The sequence below is a fragment of the Lactobacillus sp. ESL0791 genome (assembly GCF_029433255.1).
Taxonomy (GTDB): domain Bacteria; phylum Bacillota; class Bacilli; order Lactobacillales; family Lactobacillaceae; genus Lactobacillus.
This window is the reverse complement of sequence record NZ_JAQTHU010000001.1, coordinates 579,070-596,548: the sequence shown is the minus strand read 5'-3', so window position 1 is coordinate 596,548 and position 17,479 is coordinate 579,070. Positions and strand designations below refer to the sequence as shown.

Here is a 17,479-nt window from a genome sequence, read left to right as displayed (position 1 = left end):
AAAATCACCTTACTTAGCCTTAGCGGCTGTGAGTTTGCGGTACAGCCAATTACCGAGTGTCCGCGCACCAAAATTAAAGATAATGACAACAATTACCAGCAAAGCGGAAGTTGCTGCCGAAACAAGCGTTGCGTCAGGAATAATTCCCTCTGTATTAACCTTCCAAATATGGACGGCCAAAGTTTCTGCTGGGCGCATCACATTCAAAAAGCTGGTCGGACTGAAGATATTCCAATTGGAATAATCAATCGTTGAGCCGCTTTGCCCCGCGGTATAGATCAGTGCTGCCGCCTCGCCAAAAACACGGCCGGCACTTAAAATAATTCCGGTTAAAATTCCAGGCAAGGCTGCGGGCAGAACAATCCCGCGAATCGTTTTCCAATTAGACAAGCCTAAAGCAAGGCCCGCCTCTCTTTGCGACTCCGAAACCCCATTAATTGCCTGTTCAATATTACTGGTCAGAATCGGCAGGTTGAAAAAGGTTAGTGCCAAGGCACCAGAAATAATTGAAAAACCTAGACCAAATTGAACAACAAACAGCAAATAGCCAAACAGACCAACAACAATTGAAGGTAAAGAACTCAGAATTTCAATCGTTGTCCTGATTAACCGGGTCAGCCAGTTATCCTTGGCATATTCCGCCAGATAAATGGCCGCACCTAAGGCAATCGGCAGGGAAATCAAAATTGTCAAAACAAGCAAGTACAAAGAATTAAATAATTGGTCGCGCACACCGCCGCCAGCCGCGAACGATGAGGCAGACGATGATAAAAAATGCCAGGAAAGATGGGGAACACCAGCAATTAAAATATCACCTAGGATGCCTGCTAAGATTAAAACAACAATACCAACAAAAATATAAATTAAGGCTGTTGCAACCTTATCATTTCGTTTTGCATTCATCTTATTACCTCTTCTTTCCGACTAGCCGCACTAAGAAGTTAAACACTAAAGACATCAAGAGCAGCAGCAGTGCCAACGACCACAAGGCATTGTTCGGTAAGGTTCCCATAACTGTATTCCCCATTTGACTGGTCAGTTGGCTGGTCAAAGTGGCTGCCGGACTAACCAAGTTATACGGCATCAAAACCGCATTACCAATAACCATCTGAACAGCGAGAGCCTCCCCAAAAGCCCGAGCCATGCCAAAAATAATTGCCGTCAAGATGCGCGGCGTGGCTGCCCGCAGCACCACGTGGTAAATTGTCTGCCAGCGTGTTGCTCCCAAGGCTGCCGAGGATTTGCGCAATTCATCCGGCACCGCCTTAAAGGCATCAACTGTCAAAGAGGTAATCGTTGGCAGTACCATTACAAACAAAATCAGAGTGGCTGCCAAAATTCCGAAGCCAGTGCCGCCAAAAATCATTCTGATTGCTGGGACCACAACACTCAAGCCTAAGAAACCATAAACAACCGACGGAATTCCGACCAGCAATTCAGTAACCGATTGTAAAAAGTTGGCGCTTTTAGCAGACGAATACTCTGTCATAAACAGCGCAACCGCAATTGCAAACGGCGCGGCGATCAAGGCCGCAATCAAGGTGACCGCAAAGGATGTAACAATCATGGCCGCGGCGCCGACATGCTTGTTGCCCGCACCCGGATTCCAGTCACTAGAAAACAAAAAACTAAAAAGATTGACGTGGTCGCTGAAAAAGGTCGCTAGGCCATGTTCACCAACAAAACCGATGATTGAAACCACCAACAGGCCTATCAGAAAAATAGCCAGCAGGGTCAGACCCCGGCCCCAGTATTCTTGGTGGGTTTCTTTAGATGGCTTAGTTAATTTTTCAATATCAACACTGTTGGGACCGATTTTTTTCAGCTTAACGTGAGGAACTTTTTGCTCAGCTAATGCTTGATTGACAACTTCTTGTAAGTCTGTTTCTTTTTCACTCATAATTATTTACCTATTTCCGTAATCTTATTATGACTGTCACGCATAACTTTCATTTCATTGACGCTAAGATAACCAATTTGGGGAATTAGGTTCTTTTGAACTTTTTTACTCAGCATGTACCTGAGAAAAGCTGCGGTGGCCTTGTTAGGTTTGCCCTTGGTATACATGTGCTCATAAGACCACAAATGCCACTTATTATCAGGAATATTTTTATTTACCGGCTGGATGTGGTCAATGCTCAGTTTCTGGATATTGCTGTCTTCCGCATAAGGAAAAGAAATGTAAGAAATCGTTCCCGGAGTAGAATTGACAATTTTCTTCACAGTACCATTGGAATCCTGCTCTTGCGATTTCATTGCGTCTTGCCCCTGCAGAATCAAATCTTCAAAAGTGGCACGAGTACCGCTGCCGCGGGAACGGTTGATTACGATAATATTCTCTTTTTTGCCGCCGACCTGCGACCAATTGGTAATTTTACCGGTAAAAATTGCCCGCAGCTGCTTAGTCGAAAGATTTTTAACACCAACATCTTTATTGACAATCGGAACGATGCCCACAACCGCGACCTTGTAATCATGCAGCTGGTTCGCATTAATTCCCTTCTGCGTGTCCGCGAAGACATCAGATGAGCCTATCTGCACGGCGCCTGCCTGTACCTGACTGAGGCCAGTACCGGAACCACCACCCTGGACGACAATATTGCTGCCCGAGTGTGCTAAACGATAGTCATTGCCTGCCTGTTCGGCAAGGGGCTGCAGCGCACTTGAGCCCACGATGGTAATCTTGGAGCTGTCATTGCTGCACCCGTCTAAGAGCGATACTAACAACAATAAGAAAATAACTAGTTTTGGTAAGGTTTTTCTTTTCATTCTATTTTTCCTCATAAATTATCATGACGCTATTGGTCCCTTCAAATGATAATTTTATTATTAGGGAACAATGTAAAGAATGACTACCGTTTAATGTAAAAGTTATGTAAATTTTCCAAATTTTAGATAATTTTTACATGATTACGGTTAAACATTTATAATCCATTATAACCTGAAATAAGTTATCATTGGTAATAGAACTATCACCCGCTGCAGCCGCTTGCAGCCTGAGGTGCACTCCTCCACTGCGCTCTGCAGTTGCTTTTTTTAATACCGATCTTAGGTGTAAAATAAAGTTTGTTTAATTATTTATGAGGAGGACCAGATGAAAAAACGAATTTTAATTGTCGAAGATGATCCTGCAATTTCAGAATTATTGCGCTATAACCTTGAACAAAATAACTTTCATGCGCTGACAGCATTTGATGGTCAAGAAGCCATGGAATTGCTTAAGAGCGTTTCTTTTTCACTCGTACTGCTAGATTTAATGTTGCCGAAGATTAGCGGGCTTGAAATTATTAAGCGCTTACGAGCAGATAAGAATAAGGTGCCAATCATCATCTTAACCGCAAAAGATAGTCAAGAAGACAAGGTGACAGGCCTGAATCTGGGCGCCGATGATTATGTTACTAAGCCCTTTGAAATCACAGAATTAATTGCCAGGGTTAACGCCGTTTTGCGCCGACAAGGGGCGGAAGCAAACCATATTAATACAAATGCACCGCTGCAAATTGATAACAACAACTTCCAAGCAGTGGTGGCAGGCAAACATATCCTTTTAACTAAAACTGAATACAAGTTATTCAAATATTTGTATGATAACGTCAACATTACCCTGACTCGCGAACAAATCGCGCAGCACCTTGGCGACATCTCTACTTTTTCATTGCAGTCTTCTCGAGCAATTGACATTCAAATCAGTCATTTACGCGACAAAATTGAACAAAATCCTAAAGAACCTAAGTATCTGCAAACTGTGCGCGGCTTCGGCTACCGCTTAACAATGTGAGGCAGTCAAATGAAGCAAAAAAATAAGGTCTCACTGCTTTTATTGGTGCTGGGGATAATCAGCTACAGCTTGTGCCTATTTACAACTACGGAATTTGCCAAACAGGACCAAATTAACCACCTAACAGCTTTAAAAGCTGATTATGCACTGCTTGATAAGGTAAGCAGCCGTCAGACACTTACGGCTTGGGCTGACCACCATCAAATGCAGATTGTAACTAATTCCAATAAGCCGCGTTCGGATTTGCAAGCATACGTGCACAAGCTGCTGCCGCAACAAAAAATGGATGATAACCTTCCAACCTATATAACCTATTACCACCAGAAAAAATACTTGTTTTGCCTGCTGGATACGACCAAAGCCAGTCCCCAAAAAGTTATCGTGAAAAGATATCGGTCCATCTGGTCAATTGCCAACTGGTTAATCCTTTTTTCAATTATTTTTGGCGTCATTTGGGCCTGTATCATTTACGGGCAACGTACACTGTTCAATGAAGAAAATCTAAAACGATGGACACTTAAGCAAAAACTTGACCAGCTGCTTTCAAATAAAAACGAAAATGCATACCAACAGCCTTCAAAAAAGCAGGTAACAATAGTAGAACTGCAGCAGGCGGTTGCATTATTGGCAAATAAAATGGACAAACTCGCAACCGATAATTTTCTTGCCAAGCGGCAGTTTAAAAGTTTAATGAAACATCTGCCCGTCGGGGTGATGCTGCTAGACCACAACGGCAATGTAATTCTGCATAACCAGGCAATGGCCGTGATTTTAGGCAAAAACATTTCTGATGAACCTCACTATTTTGACCAGGATATTACCACCGAGCGGTTGCAGAAAATGATTAGGCACACCATGAAGCAAAACCGCAACCACCACCAAGAAATCCAATTGACCAACGATACTAATAGCCTAGTTGATGCAAATGTAATCCGAATCACCCACACAGAAGAAAGGGTGCAGCGCCAAGTAATTGTAATCCTTTATGACCTAACGGAATTTAGGCAAGTGGAACAAGAACAAATCGATTTTGTGGGTAATGTCAGTCATGAACTTAAAACTCCAGTCACGTCCATCATTGGTTTCACTGACACATTGCTAAATGGAGCAATGAATGACCATGAGCAGAGTGAAAAATTCTTGAAAATTATCAAGCAAGAATCCTTGCGTTTGACTAACCTGATTAAAGATTCGTTGACACTGACCAAGATTGATCAGAGCACTCAAAATAAACTAGAACGAATTGACCTCAGGAAACTGGTTAATCAAACCTTGACTGAATATGCTCAGGCAAGTAAAAAAGCCGCTGTTACGGTCAGCTACCAAATTCAGGGCAACCCGTGGATTAGTTCGAACAAACACACACTGACACAAATTATCCAAAATTTGACTAGCAATGCAATTAAATATACCCCGCCCAAGGGTAAAATTGCACTTTTACTTAAGCACGACGAAATTGACAACTATTTAAAGCTTGAAGTCAGTGACAACGGCATCGGAATTGCGCCAGAAGATCAGGCACACATTTTTGAACGGTTTTACCGGGTGGATAAATCGCGCAACAAGAAAATTCCTGGTACTGGGCTGGGTCTGGCAATTGTCAAACAAGCCGTCCAGGCTCTCAACGGCAAAATTTCTGTCACCAGTAAGCTCGGTGTTGGTAGCTGTTTCAAGATCTTGCTTCCGCTGTAACAACACTTAAAAAGTGTACAAAAAAATAAGACTAACAGAGAAATATAATTCTCCATCAGTCTTACCTATAAAGCTGAGCTTTTCTCAGTTTTTTTAATTACGTGATTTAATAAAAAACTAGTCCAAGTTTAATGGGTCCAGTTTGATCCCAGGACCAAAGGTTGCAGCAACTGCAACACTCTTAATGTATTGTCCCTTTGCTGATGCTGGACGTGCACGTAAAATGACGTCACGCAAAGCATCAAAGTTTTCAATTAATTGCTCATCAGTAAAGGAAACTTTACCGATTGCCGTATGAATCGCTGCTTGACGGTCAACCCGGTATTCAACCTGACCAGCCTTAACGTTCTTAACGGCCTTTTCGATGTCCATTGTAACCGTACCGGTCTTCGGGTTTGGCATTAAGCCTTTAGGCCCAAGAATCCGACCCAAGCGACCAACCTTTGCCATCATCATTGGGGTTGCGATTACAACATCAAAGTCCAAGTACCCGTTTTGAATTTTTTCTACCAGGTCATCTGAACCGATTTCGTCAGCGCCAGCTGCCTTAGCCTGCTCAGCTTGCGGACCTTCAGCAAACACAACAACCTTTTGTGTCTTACCGGTACCGTTAGGCAAAACAAGTGAACCACGGATTTGTTGGTCGGCTTGCTTAGGGTCAACGCTCAAGTTATATGAAACTTCTACTGAAGCATCAAAGTTGGCATATGAAGTCTCTTTCACCAGCTTAATTGCATCTGCTACCGAATATAATTTCTTTGAATCTACTTTTTTAGCAGCATCCGAATATTTTTTACCATGCTTTGGCATGTGATTTCCTCCTTAATATGTGGTCAAACAAGTTTTCGTTAACTCTCCCACCTAAATTGTTATAAATAACAGGATTAGTCTTCGACTTCGATACCCATACTTCTAGCGGTACCTTCAACCATACGCATAGCAGCTTCGATATCAGCAGCGTTAAGATCCTTCATCTTGGTCTCGGCAATTTCCTTCACTTGATCCTTGGTTACTTTACCAACTTTCTTTGTGTTCGGCTCACCGGAAGCTTTCTTGATCTTAGCAGCTTGCTTCAAGAGCACTGCTGCTGGCGGTGTCTTAGTAATGAATTCGAATGAACGATCTTCATATACTGTGATGACTACAGGAATAATCATACCCTTTTGGTCAGCAGTTCTTGCATTGAAGTCCTTTGTAAAGCCAACAATGTTAATTCCTGCTTGACCCAAAGCTGGACCAACTGGGGGTGCAGGAGTTGCAGCACCGGCCGGAATTTGTAATTTAACTACGTTAATAACTTTTTTTGCCACGGTCAAAACCTCCTTGATTCCGTGATGTGGTTAAAATGGAAAGATTCCGTTCTTTCCTCCCACAATAATAAAAGTACTGTTGTATTTTATCATCGTTTACGAATAAATTCAACAGCCCATGTTTTTACTTAATTAATTTTCTTAACCTGATCATAATCAAGCTCGGTTGTGGTGGCCCGGCCAAACATGTCAACAGAAACAAATAACTTGTATTTGTCCGGCTGAATTTCGGTAATCTTGCCGACCACACCGTTAAAGGCACCGTCAATGATCGTTACGCGCTCGCCAATTTCAAAAGTGATGGCTGGCCGTTTGGCAGGTGTGCCCTGCTGCCGCAATAAGCGGTTAATCTCGTCATCAAGCAGCGGCGACGGCTTCGACCCACCACCGTGTGAACCGACAAACCCCGTAACGTTGGGCGTGTTTCTGACAACGAACCAGCTTTCATCGGTCATCACCATTTCAACCAAGACATAGCCGGGGAAGATTTTTTCCTCAACCGCTTCTTTTTTGCCGCGGACCTTTTCAATTTTTTCTTGTTCCGGCACCATCACTCGAAAAATATAGTCCTGCATCCCCATGCTTTGCGCACGCGAAAGCAGATCAGACTTGACTTTGTCTTCATAACCCGCATAAGTGTGCAGAACAAACCATTGTTTTTTTGCTGTTTCTACCATTATTATTTTCTCTCCTTGAATTTTTGCCAAATAAAAAAGCCTCCAAAAATACACGAGGGCTTTTCAACTTGCTTAAATTATAGCACTGATCAACAATTATTTCTATGATTATAAAAACCACTGTGCAAGACTGGTAAACAGCCAGTCCAAAGCACCCAAATAAATTGCAAACAAAATCGATACTACGATAACAATTATTGTATCGTGACGATTCTGCTTAGCACTTGGCCAGCTTACCAACTTCATTTCGTGTCCAACGCTCTTCAAAAACTTAAACAATGCCCTACCTCGTTTCCTTATGCAACGTCTTTTTTCCACAATGCTTACAGAATTTATTCAACTCAAGCCGCTTGGTGCGATTTTGGCTTGCGGTGATTGAATAATTACGCGCGCCGCATTCGCTGCAGGCTAAGGCCGCCTTTTTTACTGCCATAATCTCACTCCTAAACTTCTTTATTTTAGCAAAAATTTGCTAATCAAGCAATTATTTTAAAAATACCTTGAATCGCAGCTTCTTATTGCCATGATGTTCAACTAACTATTTAATGACTTGATATTGTTTTTGATCTTTCATCAACAAAATAATTCTTTTCACTATGACCATAACCACAAATAAAGAAAATTATGGCACAAATAACTTACTAGTTTAAATAAAGCATACATGATAGCTTTCAAAAGAAGCGCTCCAACTGGATACTTGAAATTTTTTGATCTGTATCAACAATTTTGATATTTTTAGTTGCTTTGTTTTGTCTTGTCTTAATAAGAGATGAATGCTTTGTCCGTCCAATTCTTTTTTCATAGAATGCAAATTCAGCAAAGTTTTAGATACAAATAAATCTGAACTTGTATGTTTTAGTCCAATCGCTATAATTTTACTTTTTGTAGACACGAAGCCGTCATATTCAAAAGAATAACTAATTTGCATATCTTTCGTTACCTTAACTTTAATACTAGTAAAAAAATACGGAAACACTTCTTTTTCTAAAAACAAATATGAGCTTTTTAAGTCTTTCATATGATACTTAAGCAATTTATTTGTTTTAGGGTTATATTTTCTGAAAAGATTATGTGGTATTTCTGACATCTATATTTCTTTCCATCGTGAAACAAACAAAAAACGCATCACCCTTAAAGTGACACGCTTAATCAGTTTTTAACTGAGCCACACAGTTTACGCTACATTAACAAATGCAGCAACCATATCTCTTTTAAGGCTAAAGAGCTTAACCTAACGTTAAACGCACAGATTTAACAATAACTTTTGGCTAGGTACTAATCAAACCTTTACTATGATTATAATCAATTTTTTATAAACTGGCAAATATTTGAAACAATTGGTTAGAATCAGAACGCCAGACAAACAAAATAGATATATAATGAAGTGAAGTTAATTATAACAATCATCTTATTTACCAGTTAAGGAGAACAATCATGAATCAGCACCCAAACTACTTATTAAATAAAATTTCCGGCCCCACCGATTTAAAAAAATTATCACTAACACAATTGCAACAGTTAGCCAAAGAAATTCGCACCCTAATCATTGAAAAAGATACTGCACTTGGCGGGCATTTAGGTCCAGACCTGGGAATTGTCGAAGCCACAATTGCTTATCACTATGTTTTTAACGCACCCAAGGACAAGATTATCTGGGACGTTTCCCACCAAAGTTATCCCCATAAAATGTTAACGGGACGCGCACAAGCCTGGCTGGATCCGGAACACTATCAGGACGTTGGCCCATATACCGATCCCGAAGAAAGTCCCTACGATTATTTTGCCATCGGCCACACTTCAACTTCAATTGCATTGGCCACAGGCATGGCTAAAGCACGCGACTTGCTGGGCGGTCACGAAAACATCATGGCCCTAATTGGTGACGGTGCAATGACCGGTGGACTGGCCTTTGAGGGTTTTAACAATGCTGCACGGGAAAAAGGCAACCTAGTCATTGTTGTCAACGACAACCAATGGTCAATTGATAAAAATGTCGGCGGCTTGGTTACTGCTCTCAAAAAGCTGCGCGCTTCAAACGGCACCAGCCCTGAGAATCCCTTCACGGCGATGGGCTTTGATTACCGCTACGTTGCCGATGGTAATAGCCTTGAAGCAATGATCGCCGCATTTAAAGCTGTCAAAAATATTGATCACCCCGTTGTACTGCACATTAACACGCTGAAAGGCAAGGGGTTTGCGCCTGCACTTAAAGATGAGGAGCACTATCACTGGGCTTCAGCCGACTTACTTTCAGGTAAAACGAGCAACAAAACAAAAGCAGATGCAAATTCTGTCGCAATTGATGTTCTCAAAGACGAAATTACTGCCGGACAAAAAATTATGGCCATCAATGCCGCGATCCCGGCTAATTTCTCCTTAGATGAAATCAAAATTAATTATCCAGAAAACTATCTTGATGTCGGGATTGCTGAGCAAGACTCAATCGCCGTGGCTGCCGGCTTTGCCAAAGAGGGCGGCATTCCGGTGCTGTTTGAAAATGCTAGCTTCCTGCAGCGGGCATTTGACCAGCTGTCTCATGATGTTGCCGCCAATAATTTACCCGTAGTAATGATGGTTGGCCGCAGCGGCATTTCCAATCAACCTAAAACGCACCTCGGCCTGTTTGATCAAGTACTGCTTAGTAACTTACCCAATTGGCTTTATCTTGCGCCAACCACGCTTGCAGAAGAAAAGGCAATGATGCACTGGGCAATCAGGCAGCGGCAGCGTCCGGTAGCAATTAAGATGCCCGCCCAAGCAGTTCCTGAAGATAATTTGACTGGCACCCTAACAGATTATTCCGAAATCAACTACCAGGTTAAGCCAGGAAAAAAGGTGGCGGTTTTGGCTTTGGGCGACTTTTATCCGTTGGGACAAGAAGCTGCCAGCCAGCTTGGCGCAACCTTGGTCAATCCCCTGTCTGCCAATATTTTAGACAAAAAGACATTGGCGCAACTAGCGCAGACTCACCAGCTGATCATTACCTTGGAGGATGATGTTCTTGATGGCGGCTTTGGTCAAAAAATCGCATCATATTTAGGAAAATCCGCTGTAAAAGTTCTTAACTACGGGCAAAAGCGTGTCTACACCGATCAAACACCACTTGATCAGCTTTACAAAGAAAATCACTTGACGGTTCCGCAAATTATCGCTGATACCCAGCAAGTACTAAAATAAATATTCCGTAATTATTAGATATAAAAGAGGAAAATCATACTAGATGGTCTTCCTCTTTCTCATCTTTTTAAATTATAAATATTCGGTTCACTGTGTTAATCAGTATTTTTTCTACTATAATATTAGCCACCAAAGTAAACACGCTGAACGTCAGGATTTGCCAGCAATTCAGCACCGGTTCCGGTCAGCTGGACGTTGCCCGTTGCCAGCACATAACCGCGGTCCGCAATTGCCAGCGCCTGCTTGGCATTTTGCTCAATCAATAAAATAGTTGTGCCCTTTTTATTTAATTCTTGAATAATTGTAAAAATTTCTTGAATAAAGAGCGGTGACAAACCCATTGAGGGCTCATCCAAAAGCAGCAGTTTTGGCCTGGCCATCAACGCCCGCCCCATCGCGAGCATCTGCTGCTCACCACCGGACAACGTGGCCGCATCCTGATTTTGCCGTTGTTTCAAAATGGGAAAGCGCTCGAAAACTTCTTTATAGGTGGCGAGTGTTTCTGTTCGGTTATGCTGTAAAAAAGCACCCATTTGCAAATTTTCTAAAACCGTCATTCCGGAAAAGATGTGCCTCCCTTCAGCAACCTGGGAGATTCCAGCCGCAACAATCTGCGGCGCCTTCATCTTTTGAATTTCCTGATCCTGGTAAACGATCGTGCCTTCCTTAGGCTTGAGCAATCCAGAAATTGTCTTAACAATTGTTGATTTACCGGCACCGTTGGCACCAATAAGGGAAACAATCTCGCCCTTATTGATTTCAAAGCTGACGCCTTTGACCGCCTGAATAACTCCGTAATTGACATGTAAATCCTTAACTTCAAGCATTGCCATCTAATCGTCACCCTCTCCCAAGTATGCTTTGATAACTGCCGGATCAGCCTTGATCTTTTCCGGCTTTCCGGCAGCCAAAACTTGCCCTTGATCCAGAACATAAATTCGCTGCGCCAGATTCATTACCAGCGACATATCATGTTCAATCAGTAACACCGTGATCTTGAATTCTTTTTGAATATACTTGATCAAATCCGTTAAATCAGCAGTTTCTTCCGGGTTCATCCCTGCAGCTGGTTCATCCAAAAACAGAATCTTCGGCTGAGTAGCCAGGGCCCGCACAATTTCCAGGCGGCGCTGCGTTCCGTACGGCAGATTCTTGGCTAACGTCGTCTGCTCATTTTCCAGGTCAAAAATTTTCAGTAACTTCTGTGCGGCGGTCTTCATTTCCTGCTCAGTCCGGTAGAAACTGGGTAAGCGTAATACTGTCGTCAAAAAGCCTTCATGATACTTGTTGGTCATTGCCGTTAAGACATTGTCCAAAACAGTCAAGTCCTTAAAAAGACGAATATTTTGAAAGGTTCGGGATAAACCTAAGTCTGCAATTTGCGTCGCCGTCTTACGCGTTAAATCATACGAATGGTGTTCCGTGTTCAAGGTTATTTTTCCGCTTGTTGGTGTCACCATCCCCGTTAACAGATTAAACAGCGTCGTTTTCCCGGCACCGTTCGGGCCAATCAAAGCAATCAATTCATTAGCATCTAAATACAGCGACACATCATTAACGGCAACTAGTCCGCCAAACTTTTTTACAACATGGTCAACTTCAAGTAAATGTTTCATGCGCTAACTCCTCTGCTTCCTGGTAAAGTGCTGACCCAACTTCTTTAATGATAATTCCCGGTTGCCTAAAAGGCCAGACGGTTTAAAGATCATGATCAAAATTAGGGCAGCAGCGTAAATCACCATTCTTAAAGCACCGAAGTTCTGCAGAACCGTATCCAAAATACCCAAAACAATCGCTGCAAGAAAGGTCCCGGTCATGCTGCCGACACCGCCCAAGACAACAATCACCAAAATTGAGATTGACTCCATAATGCCGAAATCACTTGGGGCAATTGTCTGCAGGTAAGATGCGTGAAGGCCGCCAGCAATAGCCGCAGTCGCTGCACCTAGGACAAAAGCAGCAAGTTTCCACTTGGTTGTGTTGATGCCCATTGCTTCAGCAGCAATATCGTCTTCGCGCACAGCCTTGATTGCCCGGCCGCTGCGGGAACGGACAAAGTTCAGTAAAACAATCGTAGTCAGGCAGACCAAGACATAAACCGTGGCCCAGGTACAATATTGGGGAATATTAAACATCCCGCTTGAACCGCCGGTAATCTTCAAATTATTGATCACGTTGCGGATAATTTCCGCAGCTCCCAGCGTGGCAATTGCCAAATAATCGCCGCGCAGACGCAAAGTCGCAAAACCAACAATCAAAGCCACGATAATTGACAAAATCATTCCCACAATCAGCGAAATGAGAAAGCCGAGATTGCTGTCCATGCGCTGCGTGATAATTGCCGTCGCATAAGCACCAATCGCCATAAAACCGGCGTGGCCCAATGAAAATTGCCCGCTAAAGCCGATAATCAGGTTTAGTCCTGTTGCCAAAATGATATTAATGCCGATCGTTACCAGCATGTTTTCAATAAAGTTGTCAATTACCCCAACCGCAATTAGAGCATCAATCAGGCAAAAGCCCGCAATCATAATCAGCAGCCAGGCTAAAATGTATTTCCAATTCTTTTTCATTTTGCCACCTACACCTTTTCCCTAGTATTTTTGCCGAAAATTCCGGACGGTAAGAAGAGCAAAATAATAATCAAAACAAGGTAAACAACGGCATCCTTATACGCCGACAAGCCGATTGACTGGAAGAATGTCTCCAAAATTCCGATCAAGAAGCCGCCAACCGAAGCACCAGGAATAGAACCGATGCCGCCCAAAACGGCAGCAACGAAGGCCTTAATCCCAGGGGTCATGCCCATCAATGGGTCAATTGAGTTGTAGTACATCCCAATTAAGACACCGGCGGCACCAGCCAAAGCCGAACCTAAAGCAAAAGTAAAGGAAATCGTGTGGTTAACATCAACCCCCACAAGCTCGGCTGCCTCCGGATCGACCGAAACGGCCCGCATGGCACGGCCCATTTTGGTTTTTTGAATAATAATTTGCAGCAAAACCATTAAAATCAGCGCGGTCGCTAAAATCAAAATTTGAATGTTAGAAATCAGCACACCGCCAATATTGAAATTAAACTGCTTAATTACCTGCGGAAAACTCCGCGGATTGGCGCCGAACAGATAGGACATTCCATTCTCTAATAGGAAGGAAACCCCAATTGCTGTGATCAACACCGCAATTCGTGGGGAATTACGCAGAGGCCGGTAGGCAAAATATTCAATCACCACACCCGACAGTGCGCCAATAACCATTGATGATAATAAAGCACCGATGAAGTTTAAATGCCAAAAGTTAATAACATAGTAAGCCCAGAAGGCCCCTAGCATATAAATATCTCCATGAGCAAAATTGATTAGTTTAATAATACCGTAAACCATCGTGTAGCCCAGCGCTAACAAAGCGTAGACCGCACCCAGCGACAAGGCATTAATTACCTGCTGCAAAACAGTTTGCAAATTGACCATCCCTTACTTATTTAACACTGAACGCCTTATTAATTTTACCGTTGACCAGTTTTACCATCGTGATCGGCATTTCCGGATCGTGCGTCTTATTCATCGTGATCTTGCCCGATACTCCCGGGAAATCTTTTAATTTGGCTAAACCATCGGCAATTTTAACTGAATCGTCAGATTTTTCAGATTCGATCGCTGCCTTAACCATGTAAACCGCATCGTAAGCTAAAGCTGAAAATGTTGGGGCCGCTTCGTTATAACGTGCCTTATAAGCCTTCATAAATTTAAGTGCAACTGGATTCTTCGTTGCTGCGCTGTTAGAAAACGGCGTCGTGTAATAAATATTAGTGGCGCTCTGACCAGCAATTTGTACAAACTTCGGATCAGCCATGCCATCACCGCCAAGGATCGGTACTTTGATGCCCATCTGCCTTGCCTGCTTAACAATTAGTCCGGCTTCAGTGTAGTAGCCAGCAACATAAATTGCATCAACTTTCTTAGCTTTAAAAGAAGTTAAAACGGCGTTAAAGTCCTTATCACCTGCTGAATAATTCTGCATATCAACAACTTTACCCTTGAAAGTCTTCTTAAAGGCCTTAGCTAGCCCAGTACCGTAGTCACTAGAATTATCCGCATAAATTGCTACTCGTTTAGCATGCAGCGTATCATCGGCAAACTTGGCTGCACTTGTTCCTTGGAAGTTATCCTGGAAGCAAGCCCGAAAGACAAACGGCTGCACCTTGCCATTTTTCTGCAGGGTATAATTAGGATCCGTAGCCGAAGGACTCAAGCCAACAACGCTTGCCTTGGTGACATTCGGAATTTCTGCAGTTGCAGCATTAGTTGTCGCCGGTCCAACAACAACTGCTACTTTATCTTTATTTACCAATTGGGCAGCAACTGAAGCCGAGGTCGTATTCGAACTCTTGTTGTCACGGGTAATCAGTTTAATCTTTTTCTTGTGGCCGTTAACATTGATGCCGCCAGCTTGATTGATCTCAGAAACAGCAAGGTCAATCCCGTTTTTTTCAGCGTTGCCATAACCAGCCGTTGCCCCCGACAATTCCATGTTCATTCCAATTTTAACAGTCTTGTCATCCTGCTTTGTGCCTTTTGAGCTGTTTTTCGCTACGCTACAACCAGCAAGCATCATTGTTGCCGCCACAGCTGAAAATACCGTCATTAATTTTTTCGTCGTTTTCTTCATAATTCCTCTCCTCTACCAAATAATCATGAATTACATAATTAATGAAAAACCTCAGTCAGATTAGTGACCGAGGTTTAAGTCTTACTGTCAGCCCCGGTCAATGATAAACGCAAACTAGGGCTTAACTTTAATTGTGCACAAGTCAAGTCCTCACCGCAGCAAAATCTCAATCTTTTGCACGGAAAACAAATTAATAATAATTTTTGTAGTAATTCCTTGGTTTATCATTAATTTATCCTCCCATGTATATCATTTTTATTTAATAAACAAAATTATAAACTTCTATTTCCGGCTGTCAAGTTTCTCAGTAGAAAAAATTTTTTGCACATTATGTTTGCTTTTTTTAATTATTTGACACTAAACGAATTCGTCACCTTGCCGTTAGTCATCTCTTCAACAGCAATCGGCATTTCTGGGTCATGGGTCTTGTTGACGGTAATTTTACCTGTAACACCATCAAAGTCCTTAATCTTGGCTAATCCGGCAGCAACTTTCGCTGAATCATCAGATTTCTCAGATTCAATTGCCGACTTGACCATATAAACCGCATCATAAGCTAAAGCTGAAAATGTTGGTGCAGCAACATGGTAACGGGCACGAAATGCGTTCATAAATTTTACAGCAACAGGATTTTTCTTAGCAACCTGAAGTGAAAATGGTGTCGTGTAATAAACATTGGTTGCACTCTGTTTACCGGCAATTTGTGCTAGTTTCGGATCGGCCATGCCGTCACTGCCAACGATCGGCGCCTTGATACCAATCTGCCGTGCTTGCTTGATAATCAGCCCAGCTTCGGTGTAATAGCCTGGAACATAAATTGCATCGATTTTCTTTGACTTAAACGAGGTTAGAACCGCATTAAAGTCCTTATCACCTTCTGAATACGTTTGACTGTCGACAATTTTTCCGGTAAAAGTCTTCTTGAAGGCATTGGCTAATCCTGTACCATAGTCACTGGAATTATCGGCATAAACGGCAACTCGCTTAACCTTTAATGTTTGTGCCATAAATTTAGCGGCACTTTCACCCTGGAAATTATTCTGGAAACAAGCCCGAAAGACATATGGCTGCACCTTGTCGTTCTTTTGCAGCGTATAACCCGGATCAGTTGCCGACGGACTGACGCTGGCAACAGAAGCTTTGGTAATATTAGGTATTTGGGCCGTCCCCGCATTGGTCGTTGCTGGCCCGACAATTGCAGCTACCTTATCCTTAGTTGTTAATTGCGCAGCAATTGAGGAGGAAGTGGTCGTTGCCGTTTTATTATCACGGATTACCAGTTTGATCTTTTTCTTGTGGCCGTTAACATTGATGCCGCCGGCCTTATTGATTTCGGAAGTTGCTAATTCAATTCCCTGTTTTTCCGCATTACCGTAACCTGCAGCCGACCCGGATAGTTCCATGTTAACCCCGATTTTAACGGTATCAGCATCCTGCTTATTACCGTGGCTACTGCTTTTGGCGCCGCAGCCCGTTAGCATTAACGCTGTCGCAGCAGCCATTACTGTCATCATTGTTTTTCGCATCTTTTTCATAATATCTTTCTCCTTAAACTAACTTCAGCCAAAATAAAAACCCCGTTCAATAATGAACGAGGCTCTATTTACCAGCTAAGCCCCGTCATTAAGGAACGCAAACAAGGACTTAACTCTGATAATTACCAATATAAGTAATCTAGTTAAGTCCGATAGCGCAACAACAAGGCCTCTATTTTTTGAGCAGAATATACTCTAATGTCTAAAAATTTTATTATTTGTTTTTCCATTAAAGTACCCTCCTCTGACTTTCATCTATATTTAACAACTAAATTATAAATGACTCATTTCTAGTGTCAAGCTAATTTTAAAATCTTTTTTATCTTTCCAAACGAAAAGACAGTCACTTAATTGAGCAGCTGTCTTCTTTAGTGGTTAAACTAATGCGTAACCACCGGGCGTAGAACATCATTATTAGTTGGATTTACTTCTTAAGATTTTTGTTGACGAAGGCTTCGATCTTATCATCAGAGTCGTTCAAAAATGGAAGCATATCTTCTTCCGTCTTAATGGTATCTCTACCATTCTTTTCCATGAAATAGTCCCAAAGGGCATCCCTGACCGGAATCTTTGAATCACTCCAGTCAAATACTTCATCCATGTAACGGTCCAACAATGCAGTTTTTTCTAGTTCTGCCATCTT

General features: G+C 42.4%; 19 protein-coding genes. 3 read left to right on the top strand and 16 right to left on the bottom strand.

Annotated features, from left to right (window positions below; translation table 11 throughout):
- Positions 1 to 9 precede the first annotated feature (9 nt).
- The 3 genes from pstA to PT285_RS02860 are packed head-to-tail and all read right to left on the bottom strand — an operon-like array spanning position 10 to position 2,769.
- A complete protein-coding gene (pstA, locus tag PT285_RS02870) occupies positions 10 to 903 on the bottom strand; it encodes a phosphate ABC transporter permease PstA (RefSeq protein ID WP_277147702.1) in 894 nt (297 codons plus the stop codon).
- Positions 904 to 907: 4 nt separating this feature from the next.
- Positions 908 to 1,900: a phosphate ABC transporter permease subunit PstC gene (gene pstC / locus PT285_RS02865; protein WP_277147701.1), complete on the bottom strand. Its 993-nt coding sequence runs from the start codon at positions 1,898 to 1,900 to the stop codon at positions 908 to 910.
- Positions 1,901 to 1,902: 2 nt separating this feature from the next.
- Positions 1,903 to 2,769: a phosphate ABC transporter substrate-binding protein gene (locus PT285_RS02860; protein WP_277147700.1), complete on the bottom strand. Its 867-nt coding sequence runs from the start codon at positions 2,767 to 2,769 to the stop codon at positions 1,903 to 1,905.
- Between the two features lie 325 nt (positions 2,770 to 3,094).
- On the opposite strand from PT285_RS02860, the gene PT285_RS02855 reads away from it, so the two are divergent.
- Entirely contained in the window at positions 3,095 to 3,778 is a 684-nt protein-coding gene (locus PT285_RS02855) for a response regulator transcription factor (protein ID WP_277147699.1), read from the top strand.
- A 9-nt stretch (positions 3,779 to 3,787) separates the two neighbouring features.
- Positions 3,788 to 5,470 (top strand): cell wall metabolism sensor histidine kinase WalK, encoded by a 1,683-nt coding sequence (locus tag PT285_RS02850; protein WP_277147698.1) that lies wholly within the window; start codon positions 3,788 to 3,790, stop codon positions 5,468 to 5,470.
- Positions 5,471 to 5,587: 117 nt separating this feature from the next.
- Here the strand turns inward: PT285_RS02850 and rplA are convergent, their stop codons facing one another.
- The 6 genes from rplA to PT285_RS02820 all read right to left on the bottom strand — a co-directional run bounded on the left by rplA (position 5,588) and on the right by PT285_RS02820 (position 8,544).
- Positions 5,588 to 6,280 (bottom strand): 50S ribosomal protein L1, encoded by a 693-nt coding sequence (rplA, locus tag PT285_RS02845; RefSeq protein WP_277147697.1) that lies wholly within the window; start codon positions 6,278 to 6,280, stop codon positions 5,588 to 5,590.
- 74 nt (positions 6,281 to 6,354) lie between these two features.
- The gene (gene rplK / locus PT285_RS02840; RefSeq protein ID WP_277147696.1) at positions 6,355 to 6,780 is read right to left on the bottom strand and encodes a 50S ribosomal protein L11; all 426 of its coding nucleotides are present in this window, start codon (positions 6,778 to 6,780) and stop codon (positions 6,355 to 6,357) included.
- A 128-nt stretch (positions 6,781 to 6,908) separates the two neighbouring features.
- Positions 6,909 to 7,457: a transcription termination/antitermination protein NusG gene (gene nusG, locus PT285_RS02835; RefSeq protein ID WP_277147695.1), complete on the bottom strand. Its 549-nt coding sequence runs from the start codon at positions 7,455 to 7,457 to the stop codon at positions 6,909 to 6,911.
- Between the two features lie 108 nt (positions 7,458 to 7,565).
- A complete protein-coding gene (gene secE / locus PT285_RS02830) occupies positions 7,566 to 7,736 on the bottom strand; it encodes a preprotein translocase subunit SecE (RefSeq protein ID WP_277147694.1) in 171 nt (56 codons plus the stop codon).
- Between the two features lie 4 nt (positions 7,737 to 7,740).
- Entirely contained in the window at positions 7,741 to 7,890 is a 150-nt protein-coding gene (gene rpmG, locus PT285_RS02825) for a 50S ribosomal protein L33 (RefSeq protein WP_277147693.1), read from the bottom strand.
- Positions 7,891 to 8,103: 213 nt separating this feature from the next.
- Positions 8,104 to 8,544 carry a hypothetical protein gene (locus PT285_RS02820; protein ID WP_277147692.1) on the bottom strand — a complete coding sequence of 147 codons (441 nt, stop codon included), beginning with the start codon at positions 8,542 to 8,544 and terminating at the stop codon, positions 8,104 to 8,106.
- A gap of 347 nt (positions 8,545 to 8,891) precedes the next feature.
- Between PT285_RS02820 and PT285_RS02815 the strand changes: the two genes are divergently transcribed.
- Entirely contained in the window at positions 8,892 to 10,634 is a 1,743-nt protein-coding gene (locus PT285_RS02815; RefSeq protein ID WP_277147691.1) for a 1-deoxy-D-xylulose-5-phosphate synthase, read from the top strand.
- Positions 10,635 to 10,756: 122 nt separating this feature from the next.
- Here PT285_RS02815 and PT285_RS02810 read toward each other — a convergent pair whose 3' ends face one another.
- The 7 genes from PT285_RS02810 to PT285_RS02780 form a co-directional block, all read right to left on the bottom strand.
- On the bottom strand, positions 10,757 to 11,467 hold the full coding sequence (locus PT285_RS02810; RefSeq protein WP_277147690.1) for an ABC transporter ATP-binding protein: 711 nt from the start codon (positions 11,465 to 11,467) through the stop codon (positions 10,757 to 10,759).
- Positions 11,468 to 12,250: an ABC transporter ATP-binding protein gene (locus tag PT285_RS02805; RefSeq protein WP_277147689.1), complete on the bottom strand. Its 783-nt coding sequence runs from the start codon at positions 12,248 to 12,250 to the stop codon at positions 11,468 to 11,470.
- A 3-nt stretch (positions 12,251 to 12,253) separates the two neighbouring features.
- Positions 12,254 to 13,207: a branched-chain amino acid ABC transporter permease gene (locus PT285_RS02800; protein WP_277147688.1), complete on the bottom strand. Its 954-nt coding sequence runs from the start codon at positions 13,205 to 13,207 to the stop codon at positions 12,254 to 12,256.
- 8 nt (positions 13,208 to 13,215) lie between these two features.
- Positions 13,216 to 14,094 carry a branched-chain amino acid ABC transporter permease gene (locus PT285_RS02795; protein ID WP_277150583.1) on the bottom strand — a complete coding sequence of 293 codons (879 nt, stop codon included), beginning with the start codon at positions 14,092 to 14,094 and terminating at the stop codon, positions 13,216 to 13,218.
- A 16-nt stretch (positions 14,095 to 14,110) separates the two neighbouring features.
- A complete protein-coding gene (locus PT285_RS02790; RefSeq protein ID WP_277147687.1) occupies positions 14,111 to 15,301 on the bottom strand; it encodes an ABC transporter substrate-binding protein in 1,191 nt (396 codons plus the stop codon).
- Between the two features lie 347 nt (positions 15,302 to 15,648).
- On the bottom strand, positions 15,649 to 16,836 hold the full coding sequence (locus PT285_RS02785; RefSeq protein WP_277147686.1) for an ABC transporter substrate-binding protein: 1,188 nt from the start codon (positions 16,834 to 16,836) through the stop codon (positions 15,649 to 15,651).
- Between the two features lie 424 nt (positions 16,837 to 17,260).
- A complete protein-coding gene (locus PT285_RS02780; RefSeq protein WP_277147685.1) occupies positions 17,261 to 17,476 on the bottom strand; it encodes a hypothetical protein in 216 nt (71 codons plus the stop codon).
- Positions 17,477 to 17,479 lie beyond the last annotated feature (3 nt).

Bases quoted from the DNA above. Each gene is read 5' to 3' on its own strand.
- PT285_RS02820 (WP_277147692.1), bottom strand. From the start codon at position 8,544: ATGTCAGAAATACCACATAATCTTTTCAGAAAATATAACCCTAAAACA.
- pstA (WP_277147702.1), bottom strand. From the start codon at position 903: ATGAATGCAAAACGAAATGATAAGGTTGCAACAGCCTTAATTTATATT.
- PT285_RS02800 (WP_277147688.1), bottom strand. From the start codon at position 13,207: ATGAAAAAGAATTGGAAATACATTTTAGCCTGGCTGCTGATTATGATT.
- rplA (WP_277147697.1), bottom strand. From the start codon at position 6,280: ATGCCAAAGCATGGTAAAAAATATTCGGATGCTGCTAAAAAAGTAGAT.
- rpmG (WP_277147693.1), bottom strand. From the start codon at position 7,890: ATGGCAGTAAAAAAGGCGGCCTTAGCCTGCAGCGAATGCGGCGCGCGT.
- pstC (WP_277147701.1), bottom strand. From the start codon at position 1,900: ATGAGTGAAAAAGAAACAGACTTACAAGAAGTTGTCAATCAAGCATTA.
- PT285_RS02860 (WP_277147700.1), bottom strand. From the start codon at position 2,769: ATGAAAAGAAAAACCTTACCAAAACTAGTTATTTTCTTATTGTTGTTA.
- PT285_RS02785 (WP_277147686.1), bottom strand. From the start codon at position 16,836: ATGAAAAAGATGCGAAAAACAATGATGACAGTAATGGCTGCTGCGACA.
- PT285_RS02855 (WP_277147699.1), top strand. From the start codon at position 3,095: ATGAAAAAACGAATTTTAATTGTCGAAGATGATCCTGCAATTTCAGAA.
- PT285_RS02810 (WP_277147690.1), bottom strand. From the start codon at position 11,467: ATGGCAATGCTTGAAGTTAAGGATTTACATGTCAATTACGGAGTTATT.
- PT285_RS02815 (WP_277147691.1), top strand. From the start codon at position 8,892: ATGAATCAGCACCCAAACTACTTATTAAATAAAATTTCCGGCCCCACC.
- PT285_RS02850 (WP_277147698.1), top strand. From the start codon at position 3,788: ATGAAGCAAAAAAATAAGGTCTCACTGCTTTTATTGGTGCTGGGGATA.
- PT285_RS02790 (WP_277147687.1), bottom strand. From the start codon at position 15,301: ATGAAGAAAACGACGAAAAAATTAATGACGGTATTTTCAGCTGTGGCG.
- PT285_RS02780 (WP_277147685.1), bottom strand. From the start codon at position 17,476: ATGGCAGAACTAGAAAAAACTGCATTGTTGGACCGTTACATGGATGAA.
- PT285_RS02805 (WP_277147689.1), bottom strand. From the start codon at position 12,250: ATGAAACATTTACTTGAAGTTGACCATGTTGTAAAAAAGTTTGGCGGA.
- nusG (WP_277147695.1), bottom strand. From the start codon at position 7,457: ATGGTAGAAACAGCAAAAAAACAATGGTTTGTTCTGCACACTTATGCG.